This is a genomic window from Isoptericola chiayiensis, from assembly GCF_013149805.1.
In the GTDB taxonomy this organism is placed as follows: Bacteria; Actinomycetota; Actinomycetes; order Actinomycetales; family Cellulomonadaceae; genus Isoptericola; species Isoptericola chiayiensis.
This window is the reverse complement of record NZ_JABEZT010000001.1, coordinates 330,136-355,345: the sequence shown is the minus strand read 5'-3', so window position 1 is coordinate 355,345 and position 25,210 is coordinate 330,136. Positions and strand designations below refer to the sequence as shown.

Genomic DNA, 25,210 nt, shown 5'->3' with positions numbered 1-25,210 from the left:
CATCGGCAACGGTCGAGGGTGAAGTTGCCGATCCGGAGGTGCTTCGTGGACAGAGATGGGTGTCGGCTTCCCGGCGTAACCTAGGACGGTCAGCCCGCACGCCCCGTCCCGGGGCGAGGTGGGCCCGTCGTCGCGCGCTCGAAGGACTTCCATGAACCTCACCGGCATCGTCCCCGCTCTCCTCGACGACCCCGGAGCGGCCGCCGCCCTCGAGGCGGTCCGGGCCGGGGGAGAGGTCGACGTGGTCGGGCCGAAGGGCGTCCGCCCCCCGCTGCTGGCTGCGGCCGCGGAGCAGCGTCCCCTGGTGGTCGTCACCGCGACGGGCCGCGACGCCGACGAGCTGGCCGCGAGCCTGCGCGCCTACCTGCCGGACGACCGCGCCGACGACGTGGCCGTGCTGCCGGCCTGGGAGACGTTGCCGCACGAGCGCCTCAGCCCCCGCGCGGACACGGTGGCCAAGCGTCTGGCGGTCTTCCGGCGTCTGGCGCACCCCACGGAGCGGCGTGGCCAGGCCGGTCCCGTGAACATCCTCGTGATGCCGGTGCGTGCCCTGCTGCAGCCGGTGGTCGAGGGTCTGGGCGAGCTGGTCCCGGTGGAGCTCCGCACCGGCCAGGAGGCCGACCTGACCGCGGTCGGCGACGCCCTCGTGGCCGCCGCGTACACCCGGGTGGACATGGTGGAGCGTCGCGGCGAGTTCGCGGTGCGCGGCGGGATCCTGGACGTCTTCCCGCCGACGGAGGACCACCCGCTGCGCATCGAGTTCTGGGGCGACGAGGTCAGCGAGATCCGCTGGTTCGCCGTCGCCGACCAGCGCTCGCTGGAGATCGCCGGGCACGGCCTGTGGGCCCCGCCGTGCCGCGAGATCCTGCTGACGGCGTCGGTGCGTGCCCGCGCCGCGGACCTGGTCCAGCAGCTGCCGGGCGCCACGGACATGCTGGACAAGCTCGCCGCGGGCGTGGCGGTGGAGGGCATGGAGTCCCTCGCGCCGGTGCTGGTGGACCGGATGGTGCCGGTCCTGGAGCTGGTGCGCGAGGACGCGCTGCTGGTCCTCGACGAGCCGGAGCGGGTCCGTCGTCGAGCGCACGACCTGGTCGCCACCACGGAGGAGTTCCTCGCGGCCGCGTGGACGGGCGCGGTGGCCGGGGCGGACGCCCCGATCGACCTGTCGGCGGCGTCGTTCGCCACGTTCGCCGAGACGCGTGAGGTGGCGGCCCGCCGCGGGCTCGGCTGGTGGACGCTCTCGGCCTTCTCCCTGGAGGGCGCGGAGACCGGGGACGACGACGGCACGGACCTCGCGTCGTCGGCCCCGGTCGTGCTGGGGGACGACGGCGGCACCACCGTGACGATCGCGGCACGCGACGTCGAGTCCTACCGCGGGGACGTCGCGCGGGCGCTCGACGACGTCCAGGGGCTGCAGAAGGCCGGCTGGCACCTGGTGCTCACCACGGAGGGTCCCGGACCGGCCCGGCGCATGGTCGAGCAGCTCGGCGCGGCCGACACCGCGGCCCGCCTGTCCACAGACCTGACCGACCGGCCCGAGGGCGGCGTCGTGCATGTCGTCCCGGCGCTCGTGGGCAAGGGGTTCGTGGTCCCCGAGCTGCGGCTCGCCGTGTTCAGCGAGGCCGACCTGACAGGTCGCCAGGGGTCGACCACCCGCGACATGCGCAAGATGCCCTCGCGGCGGCGCAACGTCGTCGACCCGCTGCAGCTCCAGGCCGGGGACTACGTCGTGCACGAGCAGCACGGTGTGGGCCGGTTCGTCGAGATGGTGCAGCGCACCCTCGGGGCGGCCGGCAACCGGGCGACCCGCGAGTACCTGGTCATCGAGTACGCCTCCTCCAAGCGCGGGCACCCGGGAGACCGGCTGTTCGTGCCGATGGACCAGCTCGACCAGGTCACCAAGTACACCGGCGGCGAGGCGCCCAGCCTGAACAAGATGGGCGGCGCCGACTGGAAGAACACCAAGTCTCGCGCCCGCAAGCACGTCAAGGAGATCGCGAGCGAGCTGATCCGCCTGTACTCGGCGCGCATGGCCACCGAGGGGCACGCGTTCGGCCCGGACACGCCGTGGCAGCGCGAGCTCGAGGACGCGTTCGCCTACATCGAGACGCCCGACCAGCTCGTCACCATCGACGAGGTCAAGGCCGACATGGAGAAGACGGTACCCATGGACCGGCTGATCTGCGGCGACGTCGGCTACGGCAAGACCGAGATCGCGATCCGGGCGGCGTTCAAGGCGGTCCAGGACGGCAAGCAGGTCGCCGTGCTGGTGCCGACCACCCTGCTCGTCCAGCAGCACTTCGACACGTTCTCCGAGCGGTACGCCGGGTTCCCCGTCAACGTCCGCGCGCTGTCCCGGTTCCAGAGCACCAAGGAGTCCGCCGAGACGCTCGAAGGGCTCAAGGACGGTTCGGTCGACGTCGTCATCGGCACCCACCGCCTCATCACCGGCTCGGTGCACTTCAAGAGCCTCGGCCTGGTGGTCGTCGACGAGGAGCAGCGGTTCGGCGTCGAGCACAAGGAGACCCTCAAGCAGCTGCGCACCAACGTCGACGTCCTGGCCATGTCCGCCACGCCGATCCCACGCACCCTGGAGATGGCCGTCACCGGCATCCGCGAGATGTCCACCCTCGCCACGCCCCCGGAGGAGCGCCACCCCGTGCTCACCTACGTCGGCGCCTACGAGGAGAAGCAGATCTCGGCGGCCGTGCGCCGCGAGCTCCTGCGCGAGGGCCAGGTGTTCTACATCCACAACAAGGTCGAGTCCATCGACCGGCAGGCCGCGCGCCTCCGCGAGCTCGTCCCCGAGGCCCGCGTCGGCGTCGCGCACGGCAAGATGAGCGAGTCCCAGCTCGACCAGATCATCCGCGCCTTCTGGGAACGCGAGATCGACGTCCTGGTCTGCACCACGATCGTCGAGACGGGCCTGGACATCTCCAACGCGAACACGCTCATCCTGGAGCGTGCCGACACGTTCGGGCTGTCCCAGCTGCACCAGCTGCGCGGCCGGGTGGGCCGCGGACGCGAACGCGCCTACGCCTACTTCCTCTACCCGCCCGAGCGGCCGCTGACCGACACCGCCCACGACCGGCTCGCCACCATGGCCGCACACACCGACCTCGGCGCCGGCATGCAGATCGCCATGAAGGACCTCGAGATCCGCGGCGCCGGCAACCTGCTCGGAGGCGAGCAGTCCGGGCACATCGCCGGCGTCGGATTCGACCTCTACGTCCGCATGGTCGGCGAGGCCGTGGCCGCGTTCCGCGGCGACCGCGAGGAGGAGCAGCCCGAGGTCACCATCGAGCTGCCCGTCGACGCACACCTGCCCGAGTCGTACATCGCCACCGAGCGCCTCCGCCTCGAGGCCTACAAGAAGATCGCCGCCGCGCACGACTCGGCGGCGCTCGCGGAGATCCGCGCCGAGCTCACCGACCGGTACGGCACGCTCCCGGAACCCACCGAGGCGCTCTTCGAGGTCGCCGAGTTCCGCAACCACGCCCGGCGGGCCGGCCTGACGGACATCACCGCACAGGGCAAGCACATCCGGTTCGCCCCGGTGGACCTGCCCGAGTCGGCCCAGCTCCGGCTCAAGCGGCTCTATCCGGGCACCATCCTCAAGCCTGGCATCCGCGCCGTCCTCGTGCCGTTCCCGACGACCGCGCGCATCGGCGGCAAGCCGCTGCGTGGAGCCGCGCTGCTGGAGTGGGCGCGTCAGCTCATCGACGGGGTGATCCTCGGGGAGGTGGCGGCCGCCGCGGCGGCGGGCTCGCGGTAGCCGAGCTGCCGTCCCGGTCAGGCCTCGTCGAGACGCTGGACCACGGTCCGGGCGATCTCGAGGCTCGCCGTCGCCGCGGGTGAGGGAGCGTTGAGCACGTGCACCTGCCGGGGCCCGGTCAGGATCCGGAAGTCGTCGACGAGGCGCCCGTCGCGCTCGAGCGCCTGGGCCCGCACGCCCGAGGGCGCGGGGACGAGGTGCTGACGTTCGATCATCGGTGCCAGGCGCTGCAACGAGCGCACGAACGCGCGCCGGGACAACGAGCGGACGACCTCGCGGGCACCCGGCACGACGTGGTGCGCCCCGAGCGCCCACAGTCCCGGCCAGGAGAGCGAGTCGAAGACGTCACCCGGGACGACGTCCCGCCATCGGTACCCCTCGCGGGCGAGGGCGAGCACGGCGTTGGGGCCGGCGTGCACGCTGCCGTGCAGCGTGGGCGTCAGATGGACGCCCAGGAAGGGGAACCGAGGATCCGGCACCGGGTAGACCGGGTTCGTCACGACGTGGGCGGCATCCCCGACGAGGTCGAAGTACTCCCCGCGGAATGGCACGATCCGGACGTCGGGCGCGAGACCGCAGGTCTCGGCGAACCGGTCCGCGTACAGACCCGCGCACGCGACCAGGGCGTCGACCACGATCTCCTCGGCCCGGTTGTTGCCGGTGCCCGCGGACTCGACATCGATCGCCATGCCGCCCCCTGACGACGGCCTGGCGCCGACCACCCGGACGCCGCACCGGACCTCCCCGCCGTGCTGCGCGACGTCGTCGGCCAACGCCCGGCACACGGCCGGGTAGTCGACGATGCCCGTGGACGCCACATGCAGCGCGCCGACGCCCCGCACGTGGGGTTCGATCCTGCTGAGCTCCGTCGCTGCGACGCGGCGCAGGGGCACACCGTTGGCGGTCCCGCGTCGCTCGAGCTCGGCGAGCGCCGGGAGCTCGGAAGCGTCGGTCGCCACGACGAGCTTGCCGGTGGTGCGCACGTCGATGCCTCGCTCCTGGGCGAACCGGGTCATGGAGGCTGCACCGGCCGTACCGAGCCGAGCCTTGAGCGACCCAGGAGCGTAGTAGAGCCCGGAGTGGATGACTCCCGAGTTGCGGCCCGTCTGATGGCGGGCGATGCCCTGTTCCTTCTCCAGGACGACGACGTCGTCGCCGCGGGCCGCCAGCCGCGCGGCCACGGCGAGCCCGATGATCCCTGCACCGACGACGGCGATTCTCCGCACGGGCTCATGGTTCCGCATCCAGCGCGGCCGTGTGGCCCGGTGGCGGGTGATCTTCTCCGGCGCGCAGCTCAGCCGAAGTCCGCCGCTGTCGCGTGCTCGACGTCGATCAGGAACGCCATGCGTTCCTCGCCGCGCGGGTACGGCGCGCCGGTGTAGGCGTCGGCGATCCGGTCGACGATCGTCCAGCCCGCCGCCCCGTCGACCGTCCGGGCCACGCGACCCCGCAGCATCGCCATCTCCCAGGGGCGCTCGGTGTGTGCCACCGACACGGCGACGCGCGGGTCGCGCGCGACGTTGCGGGCCTTGCGGGACCCGGGGCCGGTGAGGAAGGCGAGGCGGTCGTCCTCCCAGGCGACCCAGAGGGGCACGACGTGCGGGGAGCCGTCGGGCAGCAGCGTGGCGAGGTGGGCGACGTGGGTGCCGGCGACGAGGGTCCGGGCGAGCTCGGGGACGTGGGCGGGGCCGTCGGAGTTCGTTGCGCTCATCCCGGGTGGACCGGCCCCGGCGGCGCGACTCATCGCCGCCGTCGTTGAGCGGACGGTTCTACCCTGGCCCCATGACCCCGACGGAGCAGGTCGTCATCCATGTCGTCGCGGACTCCACGGGTGACACGGGTGCCCGCGTGGCCCGTGCCGTGCAGTCGCAGTACCCGGGCCTGGACGTCGCTGTGGTGCGCCATCCTCGCCTGCACAGCCAGGAGGGCCTGGACGACGTCGTCGAGCAGCTCCGCGCGGATCCGGCGCCGGCGGTGGTCTACTGCACGGTCGTCGACGAGACGTTGCACCAGCAGGTGCTGGACCGGTGCGCGGAGCTCGGCATCCCGTGCGCGGACCTGCTGACGCCGGCGCTGGACGCCGTGGCGGAACGGACCGGCGCCACCCCGACGCGCCTGGTGCAACCCGTGGGACTCGCGGCCGACTACTTCGAACGCATCCACGCCATGGAGTTCGCCATCGCGAACGACGACGGCAACGCGACGCCGGAGGGTCTCGCGGAGGCGCAGATCGTCCTGGTGGGGGCCTCACGCACCGGCAAGACGCCGCTGTCGATGTACCTGGGCTATCTCGGGTACCGCACGGCGAACATCCCCCTGGTCGCGGGGGTGGCGCCGCCGTCGGTGCTCGGGTCGATCGACCGCTGGAAGATCGTCGGCCTGACGATCGATCCGGAGCGCTTGCTGACGATCCGACGACGGCGGGTGGACCTCATGGGTGCCGGGCGGCAGGACGGCGGTCGCCTGGGTGGCTACGCGGACCTCGCCCGCATCCTCGAGGAGCTCGACGACATCGCCGCCACGCAGCGGCGTCTGGGCTGTCCCGTGCTGGACACGACGTCTCTCGCGCTGGAGGAGGCGGCGGGTCGCATCATCGACCTGGTGACAGCGCGGCGCCGGGCCAATACAGTCCTGTCCGAGCACGTCGACGGGCGCAGCACACCCACCTCGCCCGGAGCCGAGACGGAGGCGAGGAAGCCATGAGCGACCAGTCCGAGCAGGCCCGCACCGACCAGTCCGACGGCGCAGCGCCCGGGAGCCCCGGGGAACGTCGGCTCGTGTACGACCTCGCGGAGGGCAGCGCCGCGATGAAGCCGTTGCTGGGCGGCAAGGGCGCCGGCGTGGCGGAGATGAGCCGCATCGGGGTGCCGGTGCCCGACGGGTTCACGGTCACGACCGCGGCGTGCGTGGCGGCGATGGAGGCGGGCGGCACCTGGCCGGACGGGCTCTGGGAGGAGATCCTCGCCCGGCTCGACGCGTTGGAGGAGCGCACCGGCCGGCGCCTGGGGGCCGCGGAGCGCCCGCTGCTGGTGTCGGTGCGCTCGGGTGCGGTGATCTCCATGCCCGGGATGATGGACACGATCCTCAACCTGGGGATCTCGGACGAGTCCGTCGTCGCGCTGGCCACCGAGTCCGGCAGCCCGCGGTTCGCCTGGGACTGCTACCGGCGGTTCCTGCAGATGTACGGCGAGGTCGTCGAGGGGGTGCCGGCGCACGCCTTCTCCGACGAGATCGCCGCGCTCAAGGGGCGCCGCGGCGTCGAGCAGGACACCGACCTGACGGTCGAGGACCTGCAGGAGCTCGTCGAGACGTTCCGGACCGTCGCGCTGCGGCACACCGGTGAGGAACTGCCGACCGACCCGCGTGAGCAGCTGCGCCGGGCGGTGCACGCCGTCTTCGCCTCCTGGGACACCCCGCGGGCCGGGGTCTACCGCAAGGCCCACGACATCCCCGACGACCTGGGCACCGCCGTCAACGTCATGCAGATGGTGTTCGGCAATCGGGGCGACACCTCAGCCACCGGGGTGTGCTTCACGCGCAACCCGTCCACGGGCGCGAAGGAGCTCTACGGCGAGTTCCTCGTCAACGCCCAGGGGGAGGACGTCGTCGCCGGCATCCGCACGCCGCTGCCCCTGGCGCAGATGGAACGGGTGCTCCCGGACGCCTACGGCGAGCTGCTCGACACGATGAACCGTCTGGAGCAGCACTACGGCGACATGCAGGACATCGAGTTCACGGTCGACGACGGCAAGCTCTACCTGCTGCAGACCCGCACCGGGAAGCGCACGGCGGCGGCCGCGCTCAAGGTGGCCCGCGACCTGGTGGCCGAGGGGGTCATCGACCGGGAGACGGCGCTGCGGCGCATCGAGCCCGCCCAGCTCGACCAGCTGCTGCACCCCGGGCTGGACCCGGAGCACGGTCGGGAGCCGCTGACGCGCGGTCTCAACGCCTCGCCCGGTGCGGGTGTGGGGACGGTGGTGTTCGACGCCGACACCGCGGCCGAGCGCGGCGGTGCCGGCGAGCCGGTGGTCCTGGTGCGTTGGGAGACCACCCCCGACGACATCCACGGCGTCATCGCCGCGCAGGGGGTCCTGACGTCGCACGGGGGCATGACCTCGCACGCCGCCGTCGTCGCGCGCGGGATGGGCAAGCCGTGCGTCGCCGGCGCCGGGGACCTGCACATCGATGTCGAGGCCCGCACCGTCGCCGTGGGGGACACGGTGCTCACCGAGGGTGACACGATCACCATCGACGGCACCACCGGTGAGGTCTTCGCCGGGGCGCTGGAGCTGGTGCCGCCGCAGATCACCGACGACTTCACCGAGGTGCTGTCCTGGGCGGACGACGTGCGGCGCCTCGGCGTGCGGGCCAACGCGGACACCGGGGCCGACGCCGCCAAGGCCCGCGAGCTCGGTGCCGAGGGGATCGGGCTGTGCCGCACCGAGCACATGTTCATGGACGCCGAACGGCTCCCGGCGGTGCAGGCGATGATCCTCGCCGAGAAACCGGAGGAACGCGCCGAGGCCCTGGAGCGCCTCCTGCCGATGCAGCAGGCGGACTTCACCGAGCTCTTCACGGCGATGAGCGGGCTCCCGGTCACGATCCGGCTCATCGACCCGCCGCTGCACGAGTTCCTGCCCGACCTCGTCGAGCAGTCCGTGCTGGTCCAGCGGTTGGAGGACTCGGGGGTGACGGGCCGCGAGCTCGACGACGCCCGCACGGTGCTCGGGCATGTCAAGCGGCTCAGCGAGATGAACCCGATGCTGGGGACCCGCGGGGTGCGGCTCGCGCTGCTGTACCCGGAGATCGCGCGGATGCAGGTGCGGGCGATCGCGCGGGCCGCGGCCGCGGTGCGCGAGCAGGGCGGTGACCCGCGCGTGGAGATCATGGTGCCGCTGGTCGGTTTCGACGAGGAGCTGCGCCGCATGCGTGCCGTCGTCACCGAGACGTGGGCCGAGGAGACGGCCGGTGCCGACGTGCCGCACACGGTGGGGACGATGATCGAGCTGCCGCGGGCGGTCCTCGTCGCCGACGCGATCGCCGAGCACGCCGACTTCTTCTCGTTCGGCACCAACGACCTGACGCAGACGACGGTCGGCATCTCGCGCGACGACGCCGAGGGCTCGTTCCTCAACGCCTACGTCGACGGCGGGATCCTGCCCGCCAACCCGTTCGCGAGCATCGACGTCGACGGCGTGGGCGAGCTGGTCCGCCTGGGCGTGCGCAAGGGACGCGGCACGACGCCGGACCTCAAGACCGGCGTGTGCGGCGAGCACGGGGGAGACCCGGCGTCCATCGCCCTGTTCGACGAGATCGGCCTGGACTACGTGTCCTGCTCGCCGTACCGGGTGCCGATCGCCCGCCTCGCGGCCGCCCAGGTCACGCTCGACCGCCCCGCGAGGTAGGGCACCTCTCGCCGAGGTAGGCAATCTTCCCGCGAGGTAGGGCACGGAATCGTGCCCTACCTCGCGGGAACCTTGCCTACCTGAGCGGTGCCCGGCCTACCTCGCGGGAAGATTGCCTACCTCGGCAGAGGACCGGCCGGTCGTCAGGCGGCCTCGGAGACCTTCCCGCTCGCGATCCGCAGGCGCCGCTGGGCCCGTCGGGCGACGGCGGAGTCGTGCGTGACCATGACGATGGTCAGCCCCTGCTCCTTCCACAGCACTTCGAGGAGCTCGACGATCTCGTCGCGCGTGGCCTCGTCGAGGTTGCCGGTCGGTTCGTCGGCGAGCAGGACGGTCGGCTCCTTGACCAGCGCCCGGGCGATGGCGACCCGCTGCTGCTGCCCGCCGGACAGCTCCCCGGGCAGGTGGTCGGCACGCTCGCCGAGGCCGACCGACTCCAGCGCCGCGAGCGAGCGCCGCGCACGGTCGGCCGCCGGCACGCCGAGCGGCACCAGCGCGGTGCCGACGTTCTCCACGGCCGTGAGCGTCGGGATCAGGTTGTAGTGCTGGAACACGAATCCGAGGTTCTTCGCGCGGGCCTTGGTGAGCGCGCCGTCGGACAGCCTCGCCAGGTCGTCCCCGGCGAGCACGACGCGGCCCGACGTCGGACGGTCGAGCCCGCCGAGCATCTGCAGCAGGGTGGACTTGCCGCCGCCGGTGGGACCCTGGATCGCGACGAGCTCGCCGTCGCCGATCTCCAGGTCCACCGACTGCAGGGCGTGGACGGTGCGCTTGCCGGTGTAGGTCTTGGTGACGTCCGTGAGCTGGTACATGCGGGTTCCTCTCAGGCGAGCGAGCGAAGGGCTTCGGCGGGGCGGAGACGGGCGGCGCGCCAGCCGCCGACGACGCCGGCGAGCAGCCCGCCGAGGACGGCGAGCCCGACGGCGGCGACCACGATCCACACGGAGACCGGTGCGGAGAGCACCACGTCGACGGCGCTGGAGGCGGCATCGGCGACCTGCCCGAAGGGACCGCCCCCACCGGCGCCGGGGCCGCCACCGGACGCACCGCCGTCGGGCAGCTGTCCGCCGCCGGCCTGACCGCCGGCATCGGGGCCGCCGAACGAGAAGCCGCCGGCACCGGAAGCACCGGTCAACGTGATCCCGGCGAGGTTGATGCCGAGGACGGCCAGGGCGCCGAGTGCGACGCCGGCCACGCCGCCGATCAGACCCTGGACCACCGACTCGCCGGCCACCTGCCCGACGACGCGGCCCTTGGACCAGCCGATCGCCTTGAGGGTCCCGAGCTCGCGGGTGCGGCGGTTGACGCCGGAGACGGTGAACAGGATGGCCAGGCCGAACGCCGCGGCGAGCACCACGATGCTCAGCCAGGTGCCGAGGGTGGAGACCAGCGACGACGCCGTGGACAGCGAGCCCGTGACGTCCCCGGCCAGGTCGGAGCTGGTGGAGACCGAGGCGTCGGGCAGCTCGGCGGCGATGGCGTCGGCGACCGCGTCGACGTTGTCGGCGGAGTCCACCGCGACGTAGACGTCGGTGACCTGGCCGTCGAGGTCGGCGAGCTCCTGGGCGAGCGTCAGCGGCACGTACACGTCCGACGCGGTGGCGACGCCATCGCCGGTGGTGGAGCCGACCGTGCCGACCACCTCGACGTCGGTGCCGCCGACGTCGATCGTGTCGCCGACGGCGATCTCGGCGGTCTCGGCGTAGGTCGCATCCAGCACGGCGGCCTCGGTGTCCCCGTCCTCGAGGCCGCGACCGTCGGCCACCTCGAGGGTCGTGAGCGGCCCGACGGCGGTCACCGCGGGGTCCACGCCGGTCACCGTGAACGAGTCGACCTCGAACGCGCTGCCCCCGGCGCCGTCCGCGCCACCGGTGGTGCCGTCGTCGGACCCGTCCTGCGTGCCCTCACCGGGCGCCGCGCCGGGCTGCCCGCCGGACTCCATCTGCTCGCGCATCGCCTCGAAGTCCGGCATCTCGCCGCTGAACGACGTGCTGGACAGGGTCAGCGTCGCGGCGGCGCCGGAGACGTGCTCGACGCCGGTGATCGATGTCAGCGCGGTGTCGTCGAACGACGAGCTGCCCCGCTCGACCGTCAGCTGCGACTGGTCCAGGGAGCGGGTGCCCTCCTCGTCGGCCTCGCCGGACTCGGCGTCGAACTCGAAGCGTCCCGGGCCTCCTCCGCCGCCCGGCGCCCCGGCCTGCGTGACGGTCACGTCGGTGCCGACGCCGTAGACGGACTCGAGCACGGACGCCTGGGCGTCCCGCACGCCGGACGACACCGACGAGACCACCATGACCAGGGCGATCGCGACGGCCAGGCCGACGGCGACGACCGTCGTCTGCTTGCGGCGGTGCCGCAGCTCGCGGCGTAGATAGGTCAGGAACATGCCACTCCTTGTCCGAGGGGCGCAGCGGCCCGCGGGGTCCGACGTCGTCGGAGCCTGTCGGGGCCGGAACCTACGGAGCGAACCTGGCGCGGACCTGCCACGAACCTGTGACAGACCTGTGAAGGGCCAGTTCAGGGAGTCGGCTGGGAGCGTGCTGGACGACGACGGACGGGTGGCGTGGCCGTCCTACTCCGGTGAGCGGGTGCCCAGCTCGCCGGCGATCCGACGCTCGATCGCCTCGGTCGCCGGGTCCGGCAGCACGAGGATTCCCTCGAGCTCCTTCGTGGCCCGGCGATAGGCGGACTGCCGTTCGGCGTGGCTGGCGCCCGGGTCGTCGGCCAGGGCCAGCAGCTTCTTCGCCCGGTCCAGGGCGCGCCGCTCCTCGGCGGTGAAGTCCGAGGCCTGACGGCGCTTCGCCTCGCGCTCGGCGACGTCGAACGTGAGCTGATACTCCAGGACGGCGGTGCGGTAGCGGTCCAGCAGGTGCCGGTCGCGCAGCTCGGCGGGGTCCTCGGGGCGCAGCTCCTCGGCCGCCCGCCGGGCCCGGTGGAAGTCGACGGTGACCGGTTCCCGCATGTCCGTCATGAGGGGGTAGTCGAGCACCTTGACGGCGTCGAGCTCGTAGTCGAGCCAGCGGTGCTCGGTCTCGTCGTGCACGGCCAGCGCCCGGTCGATCTCGCGCTGCATCGACTCCGCGGACTCCGCCGCCGCCACCTGGCCGCCGTGCTTGATCCGGTACATCTCGATCTTGTCGCGGCGGCGCCGCTCGTCCCACGCCCGCAACCCGCTGGCCCACGCGCCCACGACGCCGCTGAGCGGGAAGACGAGCCACCAGTACGAGCCGAGGAAGTCCCAGAAGCCGTCCACGTCTTCACGATAGTGCGGGGCCCGCGGCCGGGACGGTGGTGACCGACAGGTGGTCGGGGGCGCAGGCACCCGGCGTCAGGGCTACGCTGGGGGCGTCAACCCTCCATCGTCGTGGGCGTCGGCTGCCCCGGACGCACCGCGTCCGAGCCTGGCCCCGATAGCCCGCGAGCCCTGTCAGAAGGAGCATCCGTGGCAAGCATCGAAGCCGTTGGCGCGCGCGAGATCCTGGACTCTCGTGGAAACCCGACCGTGGAGGTGGAGATCGCCCTCGACGACGGCACCTTCGCCCGTGCCGCGGTCCCGTCCGGCGCCTCGACCGGCGCCTTCGAGGCCGTCGAGCGGCGTGACGGCGACGCCGAGCGCTACCTGGGCAAGGGTGTCGAGGGTGCGGTCAACGCCGTCATCGACGACATCGCGCCCGAGCTGATCGGCTACGACGCCGAGGAGCAGCGCCTCATCGACCAGACCCTCATCGAGCTGGACGCCACCCCGAACAAGGGCAAGCTCGGCGCCAACGCGATCCTGGGCGTCTCCCTGGCCGTGGCGAAGGCCGCCGCCAAGAGCGCCGGTCTGGACCTGTTCCGCTACGTCGGCGGCCCGAACGCGCACGTCCTGCCCGTGCCGATGATGAACATCCTCAACGGCGGGTCCCACGCGGACTCGAACGTGGACATCCAGGAGTTCATGATCGCCCCGATCGGCGCGACCTCGTTCAAGGAGGCGCTGCGCACCGGCGCCGAGGTCTACCACGCCCTGAAGTCGGTGCTGAAGGCCGAGGGCCTGGCCACCGGTCTCGGCGACGAGGGCGGCTTCGCCCCGAACCTTTCGAGCAACCGTGCGGCGCTCGACCTGATCATCACCGCCATCGAGAAGGCCGGCTACACGCCGGGCACCGACGTGGCGCTGGCGCTCGACGTGGCCGCCACGGAGTTCTTCTCCGACGGCACGTACCACTGGGAGGGCGGCGCGAAGTCGCCCGAGGAGCTGATCTCCTTCTACGAGGAGCTCGTCCGCGACTACCCGCTGGTCTCCATCGAGGACCCGCTGTCCGAGGACGAGTGGGACTCCTGGTCGGCGCTCATGGACAAGGTCGGCGACAAGGTCCAGATCGTCGGCGACGACCTGTTCGTCACCAACCCCGAGCGTCTGGCCAAGGGCATCGAGACGAAGGCTGCGAACTCGCTGCTGGTCAAGCTCAACCAGATCGGCTCGCTCACGGAGACCCTCGACGCCGTGACGCTGGCGCAGCGCAACGGCTTCACCACGATGACCTCGCACCGCTCCGGCGAGACCGAGGACACCACGATCGCGGACCTGTCGGTGGCCACCAACGCCGGCCAGATCAAGACCGGTGCCCCGGCCCGCGGCGAGCGGATCAACAAGTACAACCAGCTCCTGCGCATCGAGGACGCGCTGGACGACGCCGGTCGCTACGCCGGGCGTTCGGCCTTCCCGCGCTTCCAGGGCTGACCCTCGCGTCGCCCGTCCCGCGAGATAGGCGATCTTCTCGCGAGGTAGGCAACCTCTCCGCGAGGTAGGCCCGGACCTGCTGAGGTAGGCGACCTTGCGGTGAGGTAGGCGAGTTCGCCCGCGGTACGACGACGGCCGGTGACTTCCGTGCGGAGGTCACCGGCCGTCGTCGTACCGCGGAGCGGCCGCAGCCCTGCCGTGCGCCGTACCGCCGTGCGCCGTACCGCCCGAGCCGGCGGCGTGCTGCCTACCTCACCGCAAGGTCGCCTACCTCGCGAGAGGATCGCCTACCTCGCGGGAGGGCGGGCGCGCCGACCAGCATCCACCGGCCTCGGCGCCCGGTTTGGGACGATCGGCCCGTGGCCTCCCGTCGACCGTCCGCACCGCGCCGCCCCGCCTCCCGGCCGGGCGCCCGCTCGACCGCGCGCTCCGGGGCCCGGACCACCGCACGCTCCCGGAGCACGGGGGCGACCCGCACCGCCTCGAACGCGACGAAGCCGCCCCGCCGCCCCTCGGGCCCGGCCCGCGACGAGCGCCGGCGCAGCCGCCTGGGACTGGTGCTGCCGGAGGTCCTGACCGTCCGGCTCCTCGTCCTCGGCGTGGTGCTCATGCTGTCGTTCGTGCTGCTGCTGCCCACCGTGCGCGGCGCCGTCCAGCAGCAGGCGGAGATCGACCGGCTCGAGGCCGAGCTGAGCGCCCACCGTGCGGAGCTGTCCGAGCTGGAGGACGAGCTGGCGCGCTGGGACGACCGCACCTACGTCGTCCAGCAGGCCCGCAGCCGGCTCAACTACGTGCTGCCGGGGGACACGGCGTGGCGGGTGGTGGACGGCGACGCGGTGTCCGACGGCGGCACCACCGCGACGGACGACGCCCCGCAGCCGGTGGCCACGGGCACCCCGGCGGTCCCCTGGTACCAGGGGATGTGGGAGTCGGTGCAGGTGACCGACGAGGTCGGCGCGGACGCCGTGGGGGAGCCGGACCGTGACGCGTCCGACGTCGACGGCGCCGCGGACGAGGGCGAGGACGGGGGAGAATAGCCGCGTGGCAACCGCGACCCCTGACGACCCGACCACGGCGACCGACCGCGACCTCGAGGTGATGGCCGAGCAGCTCGGCCGCGCACCCCGCGGGGTGGTGGGCATCGCCGCACGTTGCGTGTGTGGACGGCCGCTGGTGGCCCGCACCGCCCCGCGGCTGCCGGACGGCACCCCCTTCCCGACCACCTACTACCTGACCCACCCGGGTGCGGTGGCGGCGGCGTCGCGCCTGGAGGCGGAGGGCGTGATGAAGGAGATGACCGAGCGGCTCGCCCAGGACGAGGAGCTGGCCGCGGCCTACCGCGGGGCCCACGAGCACTACCTCGCCCGGCGCGCCGAGCTGGGGCACGTCGAGGAGATCGAGGGGATCTCGGCCGGCGGGATGCCGACCCGCGTGAAGTGCCTGCACGTCCTGCTCGCCCACAGCCTGGCGGCCGGCCCGGGGGTCAACCCGCTGGGCGACGAGGCGCTGGACCGGGTCCGCGACCAGTGGCGTCCCGACCGGTGCTCGTGCTGACGCCGGCAGCCGCGCGCGTTCCGGCACGGGGTGAGAGGGTGACCCGGTGATGAGCAGCACCCGTGTAGCCGCCGTGGACTGCGGCACGAACTCCATCCGGCTCCTCGTGGCGGACGTCGCGCCCGATGGCACCCTCACCGAGCTGGACCGGCGCATGCAGATCGTGCGGCTCGGCCAGGGCGTCGACCGCACCGGAGAGCTCGCGCCGGAGGCCCTCGCGCGCACCCTGACGGCCTCGGGGGAGTACGCGAAGATCGCCGCCGAGCTGGGGGCGACGCGCACCCGGTTCGTGGCGACGTCGGCCACCCGCGACGCGCGCAACCGGGACGTCTTCGCCGAGGGCGTCCGCGCGACGCTGGGCGTGGTCCCGGAGGTCATCACGGGCGACGAGGAGGCCGCGCTGTCGTTCCGCGGGGCGATCAGCGGGGAGGCGGCGTCCCATCCCGGCCCGTACCTCGTGGTGGACCTCGGGGGCGGGTCGACCGAGCTGGTGCACGGGACGACGGCGCCGGACGCCGCGGTCTCGATGGACGTCGGTTCCGTGCGGCTCACCGAACGCCACCTGCACTCCGACCCGCCGACGGCCACCGAGGTCGACCGGGCCCGCGCGGACGTCGACGCCGCGCTCGACGCGGCCTCCGCCGTCGTCCCGCTGGGCCGCACGTCGACGTTGGTGGGGCTGGCGGGCTCGGTGACGTCGGTGACCGCGCACGCGCTCGGCCTGGACGCCTACCGCCGCGAGGAGATCAACGGCACGGTGCTCGGTGTGCCGCAGGTGCTGGCGGCGTGCGAGGACCTGCTCGGCCGCACGCGCGAGCAGCGGCTCGACCTCGGGTTCATGCACCCGGGGCGCGCCGACGTCATCGGCGCGGGCGCGCTGGTCTGGGCGCAGGTCGTGGCACGGGTGCGCGACGACGTGGCGGCGTCGGGCGGCGAGCTCACGCAGGTCGTGACCAGCGAGAGCGACATCCTCGACGGGATCGCGCTCTCGCTGGCCTGAGCCGCCCGCAGCGGTGCCGGCGGTGCGGCGCCCGGCACTGTCGGCGACGAGACCCGACTGTGATCGCCCGCACGCGCGAGCAATCCGCGGGCGGTCGTAGACTGGTCGCCATGCCTCAGAACGTTCTGACGACGGACACCCCTGCCCAGGACGCGTCAGCGCCCGCCCCGCGCCCGCGGAAGGTGCCGCGGATCGTCGTGCTCGGCGGTGGATCCGTCGGCCTGTACGTGGCGCGCCGGCTCCGCAAGAAGCTCGGCAAGCGTGAGGCGGCCATCGTGGTCGTCGACCCGCGCCCGTACATGACGTACGCGCCGTTCCTGCCGGAGGCCGGCGCGGGCTCGATCGACGCCCGCGACGTCGTCGCCCCGCACCGGATCGCGCTCAAGGGCATCGACGTGCTGCAGGGCAAGGTCACGAAGATCGCCCACGGCGACAAGAAGATCACGATCTCGCCGGAGGAGGGCCTGGACTACGAGGTCTCCTACGACCACGTCGTCGTCGGTCTCGGCTCGGTCTCCCGCACGCTGCCGATCCCCGGGCTCGCCGAGCACGGCATCGGGTTCAAGAACGTCGAGGAAGCGATCGCGGTCCGCAACCACGTGCTCAACCGGATGGACGTCGCCTCGTCCACCTGGGACGCGGACCTGCGCAAGCAGATGCTGACCTTTACGTTCGTCGGCGGCGGTTTCGCCGGGATCGAGGCGCTGGCCGAGATCGAGGACATGGCGCGCTACGCGACGCGCAACTACCCGACGATCGAGGAGTCGGATCTCCGCTTCGTCATGATCGAGGGCGCGGGCCGTATCCTGCCCGAGGTCTCCGAGCCCATGGGTGAGTGGGCGCTGGAGGAGATGAAGAAGCGCGGCATCGAGTTCCACCTCAACACCTTCCTGTCGTCCTGCGAGGACGGGCACGTCGTGACCTCCACGGGCGTCGAGTTCGACACCGAGACGATCGTGTGGACCGCGGGCGTCAAGGCGAACCCGGTCATCAAGGAGGCCTCCGACCTGCCCAGCGACCGGATGGGCCGCGTGACGGTGCTGCCGACGCTGCAGGTCGCGGTCACCAACGACGACGGCACCGAGGGTGAGGTCGTGCAGGACGCCTGGGCCGCCGGCGACTGCGCCGCCGTCCCGGACCTGATCAACCCGGGCTCGTTCTGCCCCCCGAACGCCCAGCACGCGATCCGCGAGGCGACCCGGCTCGCCGACAACATCATCGCGACGCTGAAGGGCGACCCGCTGGTCGAGTACAAGCACAAGAGCGTCGGCGTGGTGGCCTCCCTCGGCCTGTACAAGGGCGTGGCCGAGCTGTTCGGCTTCCTCAAGCTCAAGGGTCCGCTCGCCTGGATGGCGCACCGCAGCTACCACGTGATGGCGATGCCGACCGGCAACCGCAAGCTGCGCATCCTCATCGGCTGGATCGGTCAGTTCCTCATGGGCCGCGAGATCGTCTCGCTGGGTTCGTTGCACGACCCGCGCGACGAGTTCCGCAAGGCGTCGGTGCCGCCGAAGCCGTCCGGCGACGCCAAGGTGGAGCAGAAAGCCGAGTCCTCGGCGGCCAAGGCCGAGAAGGGCTGACGCGCCGCACGACGGCGTTCGGGCGGTTCCGCTCGGCAGCTCGCGTCGCGCTCGGTACCGTGAGGTGCCGGGCGTGACCGGACGTGTCGACGCGGGGCCGCCCGTGCGCGTCCCGGCCCCCGTAGCCCAACTGGCAGAGGCAGCCGGCTTAAACCCGGTCCAGTCCCGGTTCGAACCCGGGCGGGGGCACCGTCCTCAGGCTGTCGGCCGCCACTCGGTGCGGTACTGCGGGTGTCTGGCGTAGGGCAGGCGGAGCACGTGGTCACGTCGGGACCGGAGGCCGAGGTCCGTGGGAACCACCCATTCGTCGAGGCAGAGCCGGATGATGCGGCGCTTCGACTCGACCTCGGCCAGGACCCGGGGTGGGGCCCAGTTGACGATGTGCCAGACGTTCGCCCGGTTCAACGCCTTGAGCCGGGACAGCGTGACGCCGTCGCGCAGCCGGTCCGACCAGATCTCGAAGTCCACCTCCGTCCCGGCCGGCGACCATCGGGTCGCGTTGGCGTCCTGAGCGGTGCCCGCGTCCTCGTCCAGCCGCTCGTGCAGGAACGTGGCGAGGGCCGCGAGGTCGATGGTCATGGTCGTCCTCCTGCCCGGTGTGCCGACCCCCCGCTCCTCCACGTCTAGTAGCGCCCGCGCGCACTCGCACGAGAAGCCCCCCCGAGCGGCGATGCCCGAAGCAACAGTGACCCGACGCCATCAGGGCGGGCGGTCGACGCCGTGGCGCGCGGCGACGTCGGCCCCCGCCCGGACGACGGCGTCGAGCACGCGGCGCACGGCGAGCCGGCGGGCGCGGTCCGGCCGCACGAGCGCCGTGAGGTGGCGGACGGCGGGGACGCCGGTCAGCGGGCGCAGCGTCAGCCCGCCCGCCGTCGGCGTGGTGAACCGGGGGAGCGCCGCGAGGTACGGGCCGGACGCGACGCACGCCTCCACGAGCCGGTTGTCGAGCAGGCGCTGGCGGACGTCGAGCCGCGCGCCGGTGGCCCGCTCGACGTTCTGCAGCACCGTGTCGAACGGGAATCCCGGCGGGACGCCGATCCAGGGATGGGGTGCGACGTCCTCGGCGCTGACCGTGTCCTGGCAGGCGAGGGGGTGGCTCGAGGCCATCGCCACGTCGATCGGCTCGTCCACCACGGGTACGACGACGAGGCCCGCGGTGCCCGGTGGCCTCACGCTCGTCATGCTGTGGCCGACGACGACGTCGTGATCGGCGGCCAGGGCGCCGTAGGCGTCCTCGGCGCGGTCGGCGTCGGTCAGCCGCAGGTCGATCCCGGAGCCGGCCAGCGCGCGTTCGAGGGCGGGGAACAGGAACGTCGCCCCGCTGGGCAGCGCGGCGACGGACACGGTTCCGGCGGGGGAGTCGCGGAACGCGTCCCAGCGTGCCTGCACCTCGGCCAGGGCAGCGGCGACCTCGGCGCCGCCTGCGGCGAGCAGGCGCCCGGCGTCCGTGAGCCGGACCCCGCGACCGTGCGGTTCCACGAGGGCGGCGCCGAGCTCGCGCTGGGCGGTCTTGAGCTGTTGCGACACCGCGGACGGCGTCCGGTGGGTCGCGGCGGCGACGGCGGAGATGCTGCCGCGGTCCGACAGCTCGCGCAGCAGGTCGAGATGACGGGCGTCCATGAAGACAGCCTAAAGGGCGACTGCAGAACATTTCGCTTGTCCTTATCTGTGACGCGCGGTGAGCATGGGTCTCGTGCCGATCCGCCACCGCCTCCTCGCCGTCGTCGTCGCCCTGCTCTGGGGCCTGAACTTCCTGGCCATCGACGCCTCGCTCGGGCACTTCCCGCCGATGTTCCTGGTGGCGCTGCGGTTCGCCGTGCTGGCGGTGCCGACCGTGCTGCTCGTGCCCTGGCCGCAGGTGCCGGTGCGGTGGCTGATCGGGTACGGCCTCGGTTTCGGCGTGCTGCAGTTCACGTTCCTCTACTGGGGGATGGCCGCCGGGATGCCCGCAGGGCTGGCGTCGTTGGTGCTGCAGGCCTCGGGACCGTTCACGGTGGTGCTCGGTGCCACGTTCCTGCGGGAGCGGGTCAGCGGTCGGCAGGTGCTCGGCGTCCTGATCGCGGTGGCCGGGCTCGCCGTCGTGGGCTGGCAGCGCGCCGAGCACGCCGCCGTCCTGCCGTTCCTGCTGACGCTCGCGGGGGCCTTCGGCTGGGCGATCGGCAACGTGTGCAACCGCCGGGCGCAGCCGCGCAACCCGATGCACCTGGCGCTGTGGATGACGGTGGTCCCGCCGTTGCCGATGCTGGCCGTCTCGCTGGTCGTGGAGGGCCCGGACGCAATCGTGGGCTCGTTGACGACGCTCGGGGCCCCGGGCGCCGGTGCCGCCCTGGCGGGTCTCGCCTACACGGTGATCTTCGGCACGGTGGTCGGCTCCAGCCTGTGGACGTGGCTGATGGCCCGGCACCCGTCCGGCGTCGTCGCGCCGTTCTCGATGCTCGTGCCCGTGTTCGGCATGTCGGCCGCCTGGCTTGTGCTGGGGGAGACCGTCACGCCCGGGGAGCTGGCCGGCGGCGTGCTGGTGGTGGTCGGCGTGCTGCTCGGCAGCCGCGCCGGGCGCCGGGACGGGCGTGCGCGCGACGGCGGGGACCCGTCCCGCCCGGCCCGCGACGACGCCGGGGACCTCAGTCCGTCGGAGGCTCGCCCGGGAGCTCGTCCACCAGTGGGAACGCGTTGAAGTGGATCTGGACGGGGACCGCTCCGGGGGTGCCCTCCTGTCCGCGCAGCGGCAGCAGGTGCTCCTCGACGAACCGGTGGTACGCCGCGATCACGTCCTCCATCTGCTCGGGCGTCGCCCAGAGGTGCGCGGTGTCGAGCGTGATGGCGTCGCGCCAGCGGGCGGTGCGCGGATCGGCGGGGTCGGTCCGCCCGATCTCCTCGAGCAGCCGCCACACCTTCGCCTGGCGTGAGCGCTCGGACTCGGCGTTGACGAGGGACTTCGCGGTGCGGGTGCCGACGTCGTCCTCGTCGTCGATCCTGATGCTGTAGCCGCCGGGGGTGGCCTTCCACCAGCGCTCCCGGGCCGTGCCGCGACCCTCGACCTCGGTGACGAAGTCGTGCTTGGCGAGCTGGCGCAGGTGATAGCTGGTCGATCCGCTGGACTCGCCGACCAGCTCGGCCAGCCGGCTGGCCGTGAGCTCGCCGTGGGTGTGCAGCAGGTCGAGGATCGTGAGGCGCAGGGGGTGCGACAGGCCCTTCAGCCGGGTCGAGTCGACGTCTCGCGACGGCTGCGGTGTCCCCGGTGCCGGCTCTGTTCCCATGCGACGACCGTACTGCGGCGTGTCAGCGCAGGCCGAGCGGGTGGATCTGCGCGGCGTTGTCGCGGACCCGCTCGGTCAGGTCGTGCCGACGGTCCGCCGTCGCCACCCGGGCGGGCAGGGACGTCCGACGCTGCTCGACACGTCGGTGACCGGCGTCGGCCAGCCGCGACCCGGCGGCCAGGAGTGCCCGCCCGGCGCCGTCGAGCAGGCGGTCCAGGACGGTCCGGTGGGGGACGGGCGGTGCGGTGACGGCGATGATCATGACGACCTCCAGCTCTGCGGTGGTGGTGCGAGAACAATGCCAACATAGCGCTGCAAAGAAGCCTTTGCAAGAGGTTCTTGGCAACCGTTCCCGATACACCGGTGTACTCGGAGGGAACTCACGGCGCGTAGGCTCCGTTCTGCAGCCGTACGACTCCGCCGTCGTGCACTCCCCCTCATCGAACTGGAGAGCGCGTGTTCCGCCTTGCCCGCCTGTCCCTGGCGAATCGTGCCGTGGTCGCCCTGGCCACGGTCGCGATCTTCGTCTTCGGAGCGCTGAGCCTGACCTCGCTGAAGCAGGAGCTCATCCCCTCCCTGGAGCTGCCCGCCGGCGTCGTCGTCGCCACCTACCCGGGCGCCTCCCCGGAGGTGGTCGAGGAGAACGTCACCGAACCGCTCGAGGCCGCCGCGCAGACCGTCGACGGCATCGAGTCGATCAGCTCGACCGCGTCCACCGGCATGTCCACCACGACGGTGGAGTTCACGTACGGCACCGACATGGACGCCGCCACGCAGCGGCTCACCACGGCGATCACACGCACCCAGTCCCAGCTCCCCGAGGACGTCGAGCCGCAGGTCATCACCGGTTCGCTCGACGACCTGCCCGTCATCCAGCTCGCCGTGGCGGGCGACGGCGACCTCCCCGAGCTCGCCGACGAGGTCGACACGGTGCTCGTGCCCGCGCTCGAGGACATCGACGACGTCCGGTCCGTGGCCGTCACCGGAGGCGTCGAGGACCAGGTCCGCATCGACGTCGACCAGGCCGACCTCGCCGCCGAGGGGCTCGAGCTCAGCCAGGTCACCGACGTGCTGGCCGACTACGGCGTCGTGATCCCCGCCGGGACCGTCACCGAGGACAGCGCCACCTACTCGCTGCAGGCCGGCACGCGCCTCGAGAGCGTCGAGGACCTCGAGGAGCTGCCGCTGGTCCCCACGGCCACCGCGAGCACCGGGAGCACCGGGTCCGACGGCGGCACCACCGCGGGCGGGGCCGACGACGGCGCGACGCTCCCCGACAGCGGCACCGACGTGCCGTCGTCGGACGGCGAGAGCGCCGCCGGAGCCGCCGAGGGCAGCACGGGCACCGACACCGAGCTGCTCCCGGACGCCAACGCGCCCCCGGCCGTCCCGGAGCCCGTGCTCCTCGGCGACGTCGCCGAGATCTCCGTCGCCGAGACCGACGCGACCTCCTACTCCCGCCTCGACGGCGAGCCGTCGCTCGGCATCGCCATCACCAAGACCCCGCAGGGCAACACCGTCGACGTCTCCCACGCCGTCCAGGACGTGCTGGACGACTCGGCCGCCGAGCTCGACGAGGCCGGCATCTCCACCGCCGTCGTCTTCGACCAGGCACCGTTCATCGAGGAGTCCATCGAGGGACTGGCCACCGAGGGCGGTCTCGGCCTCATCTTCGCGATCGTCATCATCCTGGTGTTCCTGCTGTCGCTGCGGGCCACCCTGGTCTCCGCGGTGTCCATCCCGCTGTCCCTGGCCACGGCGTTCCTCGTCATGGAGGCCACCGGCTACACGCTCAACATCCTCACGCTCGCCGCGCTGACGATCTCCATCGGCCGCGTGGTCGACGACGCCATCGTCGTCATCGAGAACATCAAGAGACACCTGTCCTACGGCGAGGACAAGATCGAGGCGATCCTCAACGCCGTGCGCGAGGTCGGCGGCGCCATCACCTCGTCCACCATCTGCACCGTCGCCGTGTTCCTGCCGCTCGGGCTCGTGACCGGCATGACGGGCGAGCTGTTCCGGCCGTTCGCGTTCACCGTCGCCATCGCGATGCTCGCCTCGCTGCTGGTCGCGCTGACGATCGTGCCCGTGCTGGCCTACTGGTTCGTCAAGGCCCCGAAGGGCACCGAGGACGCCACCGACGGCGGCCAGGCGATCCGCGAGGCCGCCGAGGCCAAGGAGCGCCGCGGCCTGTGGCAGCGGGCCTACATCCCGAGCCTCGCCACCGCGCTGCGGCACCCGTGGATCTCGCTGGTGCTCGCCGTCGGCATCCTCGCCGGCACGCTCGCGCTGGTGCCGCGCCTGGAGACCAACTTCATCGGCGACTCCGGCCAGGACACCGTCACCGTCACCCAGACGTTCGAGGACACGACCTCCCTCGAGGCGCAGGACGACGCCGCGCGCGAGGTCGAGCAGGCCATCGGCGACGTCGAGGGCGTCGAGACCGTCCAGACGTCCGTCGGGTCCGCGGGCGGCCCGGAGGCCGCGTTCTTCGGCGGTGGGGGAGCGCCCACCGCGACCTACTCGGTCACCCTGGACGAGGAGGCCGACGGCGTCGCCGTCCAGGACGAGGTGCGCGCCGCCGTCGAGGGCTTCGCCGGTGACGGTCCGACGACGGAGGTCAGCGTGGCCGGGGGCGACTCCGGCTTCGGGTCCACCACCGTCGACCTGGTGGTCAGCGCCAACGGCTCCGACGAGCTGACCGAGGCGGCCGAGGCCGTCCAGGACGCCGTCGCGGACCTCGACGGGGTCGCCGAGGTCAGCAACGACCTCGCGTCGTCGCAGACGATCCTGCAGGTGTCCGTCGACCGGGAGGCAGCCGCCGAGGCGGGGCTGACCGAGACGCAGGTCGCCGGCATCGTGTCCGGGACCATGAACCCGGAGCAGGCGGTCGGCGAGGTCGACCTCGGCGAGGGACCGCTGGAGACCGTCGTCGTCACCGGTGAGGCGCCCGCGACGCAGGCCGAGGTCGAGGAGATCGAGATCCCGACCGCGACCGGCATGGTGCCGCTCACCGACGTCGCGACCGTCGAGGAGGTCCCGACCCCGACGTCCGTCAGCCGCATCGACGGGCAGCGGTCCGCCACCGTCTCGGTGACCCCGGGCGCCCAGGACCTCGGCACCCTGAGCGCCGAGATCACCACGGCGGTCGACGAGGTCGAGCTGCCGGCCGGTGCCGACGTGACGATCGGCGGTGTCGCGGCCGACCAGGAGGAGGCCTTCGCCGACCTCGGCCTGGCGCTCATGGCGGCGATCGCGATCGTGTACCTGATCATGGTCGCGACCTTCAAGTCGCTGATCCAGCCGCTCATCCTGCTGGTGTCGGTCCCGCTGTCCGCCACGGGCGCGCTCGTGGCGCTGCTGGTCACCGACACCCCGCTCGGTGTTCCGGCACTGATCGGCGTGCTGATGCTGGTCGGCATCGTGGTGTCCAACGCCATCGTGCTCATCGACCTCATCAACCAGTACCGCGAGCGCGGGCGCGGGCTCGACGACGCGGTGCGCGAGGGTGCCCGCAAGCGTCTGCGCCCCATCGTCATGACGGCGCTGGCCACGATCTGCGCCCTGACGCCGATGGCGTTCGGGCTCACCGGCGGCGGGGCGTTCATCTCGCAGCCGCTGGCCCTCGTGGTCATCGGTGGGTTGATCTCGTCGACGCTGCTGACGCTGCTCATCGTCCCGGTGCTGTACGTGCTGGTCGAGGGGCGCAAGGACCGCCGGGCCGACCGCCGTCGTCGGCGGGCCGAGAAGCGGGAGCGCAAGGAGCTCGACCGCCGTGACCGGGCTGCCGCCCGGGAGGCGAGCGAGGCGTCCGGGCCGGCCGCGTCCTGACCGCCCTCAGCGGGCCCCGACGCTGCCGACCCGTTGCGGATCCGCAACCCGGGAACCTCCCGGCCGGGCCGTGCGTTGCCTA

At 72.7% G+C, this 25,210-nt stretch carries 19 protein-coding genes and 1 tRNA gene; 11 read left to right on the top strand and 9 right to left on the bottom strand.

Annotation, left to right across the window (positions count from 1 at the left end):
• Window positions 1–151 precede the first annotated feature (151 nt).
• Window positions 152–3,775 (top strand): transcription-repair coupling factor, encoded by a 3,624-nt coding sequence (mfd, locus tag HDG68_RS01470; RefSeq protein WP_172148597.1) that lies wholly within the window; start codon window positions 152–154, stop codon window positions 3,773–3,775.
• Between the two features lie 17 nt (window positions 3,776–3,792).
• Here mfd and lhgO read toward each other — a convergent pair whose 3' ends face one another.
• Window positions 3,793–5,001: an L-2-hydroxyglutarate oxidase gene (gene lhgO, locus HDG68_RS01465; protein WP_343037362.1), complete on the bottom strand. Its 1,209-nt coding sequence runs from the start codon at window positions 4,999–5,001 to the stop codon at window positions 3,793–3,795.
• Window positions 5,002–5,069: 68 nt separating this feature from the next.
• A complete protein-coding gene (locus HDG68_RS01460) occupies window positions 5,070–5,486 on the bottom strand; it encodes a PPOX class F420-dependent oxidoreductase (RefSeq protein ID WP_172148593.1) in 417 nt (138 codons plus the stop codon).
• Between the two features lie 71 nt (window positions 5,487–5,557).
• Here HDG68_RS01460 and HDG68_RS01455 point away from each other — a divergent pair, with 71 nt between their 5' ends.
• On the top strand, window positions 5,558–6,478 hold the full coding sequence (locus tag HDG68_RS01455) for a pyruvate, water dikinase regulatory protein (protein ID WP_172148591.1): 921 nt from the start codon (window positions 5,558–5,560) through the stop codon (window positions 6,476–6,478).
• Window positions 6,475–9,180: a pyruvate, phosphate dikinase gene (ppdK, locus tag HDG68_RS01450; protein ID WP_172148589.1), complete on the top strand. Its 2,706-nt coding sequence runs from the start codon at window positions 6,475–6,477 to the stop codon at window positions 9,178–9,180. The genes HDG68_RS01455 and ppdK overlap by 4 nt, the downstream gene beginning before the upstream one ends.
• Window positions 9,181–9,323: 143 nt before the next feature.
• Here ppdK and HDG68_RS01445 read toward each other — a convergent pair whose 3' ends face one another.
• The 3 genes from HDG68_RS01445 to HDG68_RS01435 all read right to left on the bottom strand — a co-directional run bounded on the left by HDG68_RS01445 (window position 9,324) and on the right by HDG68_RS01435 (window position 12,433).
• The gene (locus tag HDG68_RS01445; protein ID WP_172148587.1) at window positions 9,324–9,992 is read right to left on the bottom strand and encodes an ABC transporter ATP-binding protein; all 669 of its coding nucleotides are present in this window, start codon (window positions 9,990–9,992) and stop codon (window positions 9,324–9,326) included.
• An 11-nt stretch (window positions 9,993–10,003) separates the two neighbouring features.
• Window positions 10,004–11,566 (bottom strand): ABC transporter permease, encoded by a 1,563-nt coding sequence (locus HDG68_RS01440; protein ID WP_172148585.1) that lies wholly within the window; start codon window positions 11,564–11,566, stop codon window positions 10,004–10,006.
• 186 nt (window positions 11,567–11,752) lie between these two features.
• Entirely contained in the window at window positions 11,753–12,433 is a 681-nt protein-coding gene (locus HDG68_RS01435) for a hypothetical protein (RefSeq protein ID WP_172148583.1), read from the bottom strand.
• Window positions 12,434–12,622: 189 nt separating this feature from the next.
• Between HDG68_RS01435 and eno the strand changes: the two genes are divergently transcribed.
• From eno to HDG68_RS01405, 6 genes are all read left to right on the top strand, one after another.
• A complete protein-coding gene (eno, locus tag HDG68_RS01430) occupies window positions 12,623–13,903 on the top strand; it encodes a phosphopyruvate hydratase (RefSeq protein ID WP_172148582.1) in 1,281 nt (426 codons plus the stop codon).
• A gap of 359 nt (window positions 13,904–14,262) precedes the next feature.
• Window positions 14,263–14,940, top strand: coding sequence for an FtsB family cell division protein (locus tag HDG68_RS17505; RefSeq protein ID WP_343037361.1), 678 nt, complete (start codon window positions 14,263–14,265; stop codon window positions 14,938–14,940).
• Between the two features lie 61 nt (window positions 14,941–15,001).
• On the top strand, window positions 15,002–15,457 hold the full coding sequence (locus tag HDG68_RS01420) for a DUF501 domain-containing protein (protein ID WP_172149098.1): 456 nt from the start codon (window positions 15,002–15,004) through the stop codon (window positions 15,455–15,457).
• Window positions 15,458–15,506: 49 nt separating this feature from the next.
• Entirely contained in the window at window positions 15,507–16,457 is a 951-nt protein-coding gene (locus HDG68_RS01415; RefSeq protein ID WP_172148581.1) for a Ppx/GppA phosphatase family protein, read from the top strand.
• 110 nt (window positions 16,458–16,567) lie between these two features.
• Entirely contained in the window at window positions 16,568–18,037 is a 1,470-nt protein-coding gene (locus HDG68_RS01410) for an NAD(P)/FAD-dependent oxidoreductase (protein ID WP_172148579.1), read from the top strand.
• Window positions 18,038–18,152: 115 nt separating this feature from the next.
• Window positions 18,153–18,226: transfer RNA gene (locus tag HDG68_RS01405), tRNA-Leu, on the top strand.
• A gap of 6 nt (window positions 18,227–18,232) precedes the next feature.
• Here HDG68_RS01405 and HDG68_RS01400 read toward each other — a convergent pair.
• Window positions 18,233–18,616, bottom strand: a complete 384-nt coding sequence (locus tag HDG68_RS01400; protein ID WP_172148577.1) for a DUF6221 family protein — start codon at window positions 18,614–18,616, stop codon at window positions 18,233–18,235.
• Between the two features lie 120 nt (window positions 18,617–18,736).
• Window positions 18,737–19,657: a LysR family transcriptional regulator gene (locus tag HDG68_RS01395; RefSeq protein ID WP_172148575.1), complete on the bottom strand. Its 921-nt coding sequence runs from the start codon at window positions 19,655–19,657 to the stop codon at window positions 18,737–18,739.
• 73 nt (window positions 19,658–19,730) lie between these two features.
• Between HDG68_RS01395 and HDG68_RS01390 the strand changes: the two genes are divergently transcribed.
• Window positions 19,731–20,711 carry an EamA family transporter gene (locus tag HDG68_RS01390; RefSeq protein WP_172148573.1) on the top strand — a complete coding sequence of 327 codons (981 nt, stop codon included), beginning with the start codon at window positions 19,731–19,733 and terminating at the stop codon, window positions 20,709–20,711.
• On the opposite strand, the gene HDG68_RS16845 is transcribed toward HDG68_RS01390, so the two are convergent.
• Window positions 20,659–21,294: a helix-turn-helix domain-containing protein gene (locus HDG68_RS16845; RefSeq protein ID WP_246253418.1), complete on the bottom strand. Its 636-nt coding sequence runs from the start codon at window positions 21,292–21,294 to the stop codon at window positions 20,659–20,661. The genes HDG68_RS01390 and HDG68_RS16845 overlap by 53 nt on opposite strands.
• A 22-nt stretch (window positions 21,295–21,316) precedes the next feature.
• Window positions 21,317–21,556, bottom strand: a complete 240-nt coding sequence (locus tag HDG68_RS01380; RefSeq protein ID WP_172148571.1) for a hypothetical protein — start codon at window positions 21,554–21,556, stop codon at window positions 21,317–21,319.
• A 194-nt stretch (window positions 21,557–21,750) separates the two neighbouring features.
• Between HDG68_RS01380 and HDG68_RS01375 the strand changes: the two genes are divergently transcribed.
• Window positions 21,751–25,128, top strand: a complete 3,378-nt coding sequence (locus tag HDG68_RS01375; RefSeq protein ID WP_172148569.1) for an efflux RND transporter permease subunit — start codon at window positions 21,751–21,753, stop codon at window positions 25,126–25,128.
• Window positions 25,129–25,210 lie beyond the last annotated feature (82 nt).

Excerpts from the sequence above, each read along its gene's own strand:
- HDG68_RS01440 (WP_172148585.1), bottom strand. The coding sequence starts at position 11,566 with ATGTTCCTGACCTATCTACGCCGCGAGCTGCGGCACCGCCGCAAGCAG.
- HDG68_RS01395 (WP_172148575.1), bottom strand. The coding sequence starts at position 19,657 with ATGGACGCCCGTCATCTCGACCTGCTGCGCGAGCTGTCGGACCGCGGC.
- HDG68_RS01415 (WP_172148581.1), top strand. The coding sequence starts at position 15,507 with ATGAGCAGCACCCGTGTAGCCGCCGTGGACTGCGGCACGAACTCCATC.
- HDG68_RS01410 (WP_172148579.1), top strand. The coding sequence starts at position 16,568 with ATGCCTCAGAACGTTCTGACGACGGACACCCCTGCCCAGGACGCGTCA.
- HDG68_RS01420 (WP_172149098.1), top strand. The coding sequence starts at position 15,002 with ATGGCCGAGCAGCTCGGCCGCGCACCCCGCGGGGTGGTGGGCATCGCC.
- HDG68_RS01400 (WP_172148577.1), bottom strand. The coding sequence starts at position 18,616 with ATGACCATCGACCTCGCGGCCCTCGCCACGTTCCTGCACGAGCGGCTG.
- HDG68_RS01445 (WP_172148587.1), bottom strand. The coding sequence starts at position 9,992 with ATGTACCAGCTCACGGACGTCACCAAGACCTACACCGGCAAGCGCACC.
- HDG68_RS01455 (WP_172148591.1), top strand. The coding sequence starts at position 5,558 with ATGACCCCGACGGAGCAGGTCGTCATCCATGTCGTCGCGGACTCCACG.
- HDG68_RS01380 (WP_172148571.1), bottom strand. The coding sequence starts at position 21,556 with ATGATCATCGCCGTCACCGCACCGCCCGTCCCCCACCGGACCGTCCTG.
- HDG68_RS16845 (WP_246253418.1), bottom strand. The coding sequence starts at position 21,294 with ATGGGAACAGAGCCGGCACCGGGGACACCGCAGCCGTCGCGAGACGTC.
- HDG68_RS01460 (WP_172148593.1), bottom strand. The coding sequence starts at position 5,486 with ATGAGCGCAACGAACTCCGACGGCCCCGCCCACGTCCCCGAGCTCGCC.
- ppdK (WP_172148589.1), top strand. The coding sequence starts at position 6,475 with ATGAGCGACCAGTCCGAGCAGGCCCGCACCGACCAGTCCGACGGCGCA.
- mfd (WP_172148597.1), top strand. The coding sequence starts at position 152 with ATGAACCTCACCGGCATCGTCCCCGCTCTCCTCGACGACCCCGGAGCG.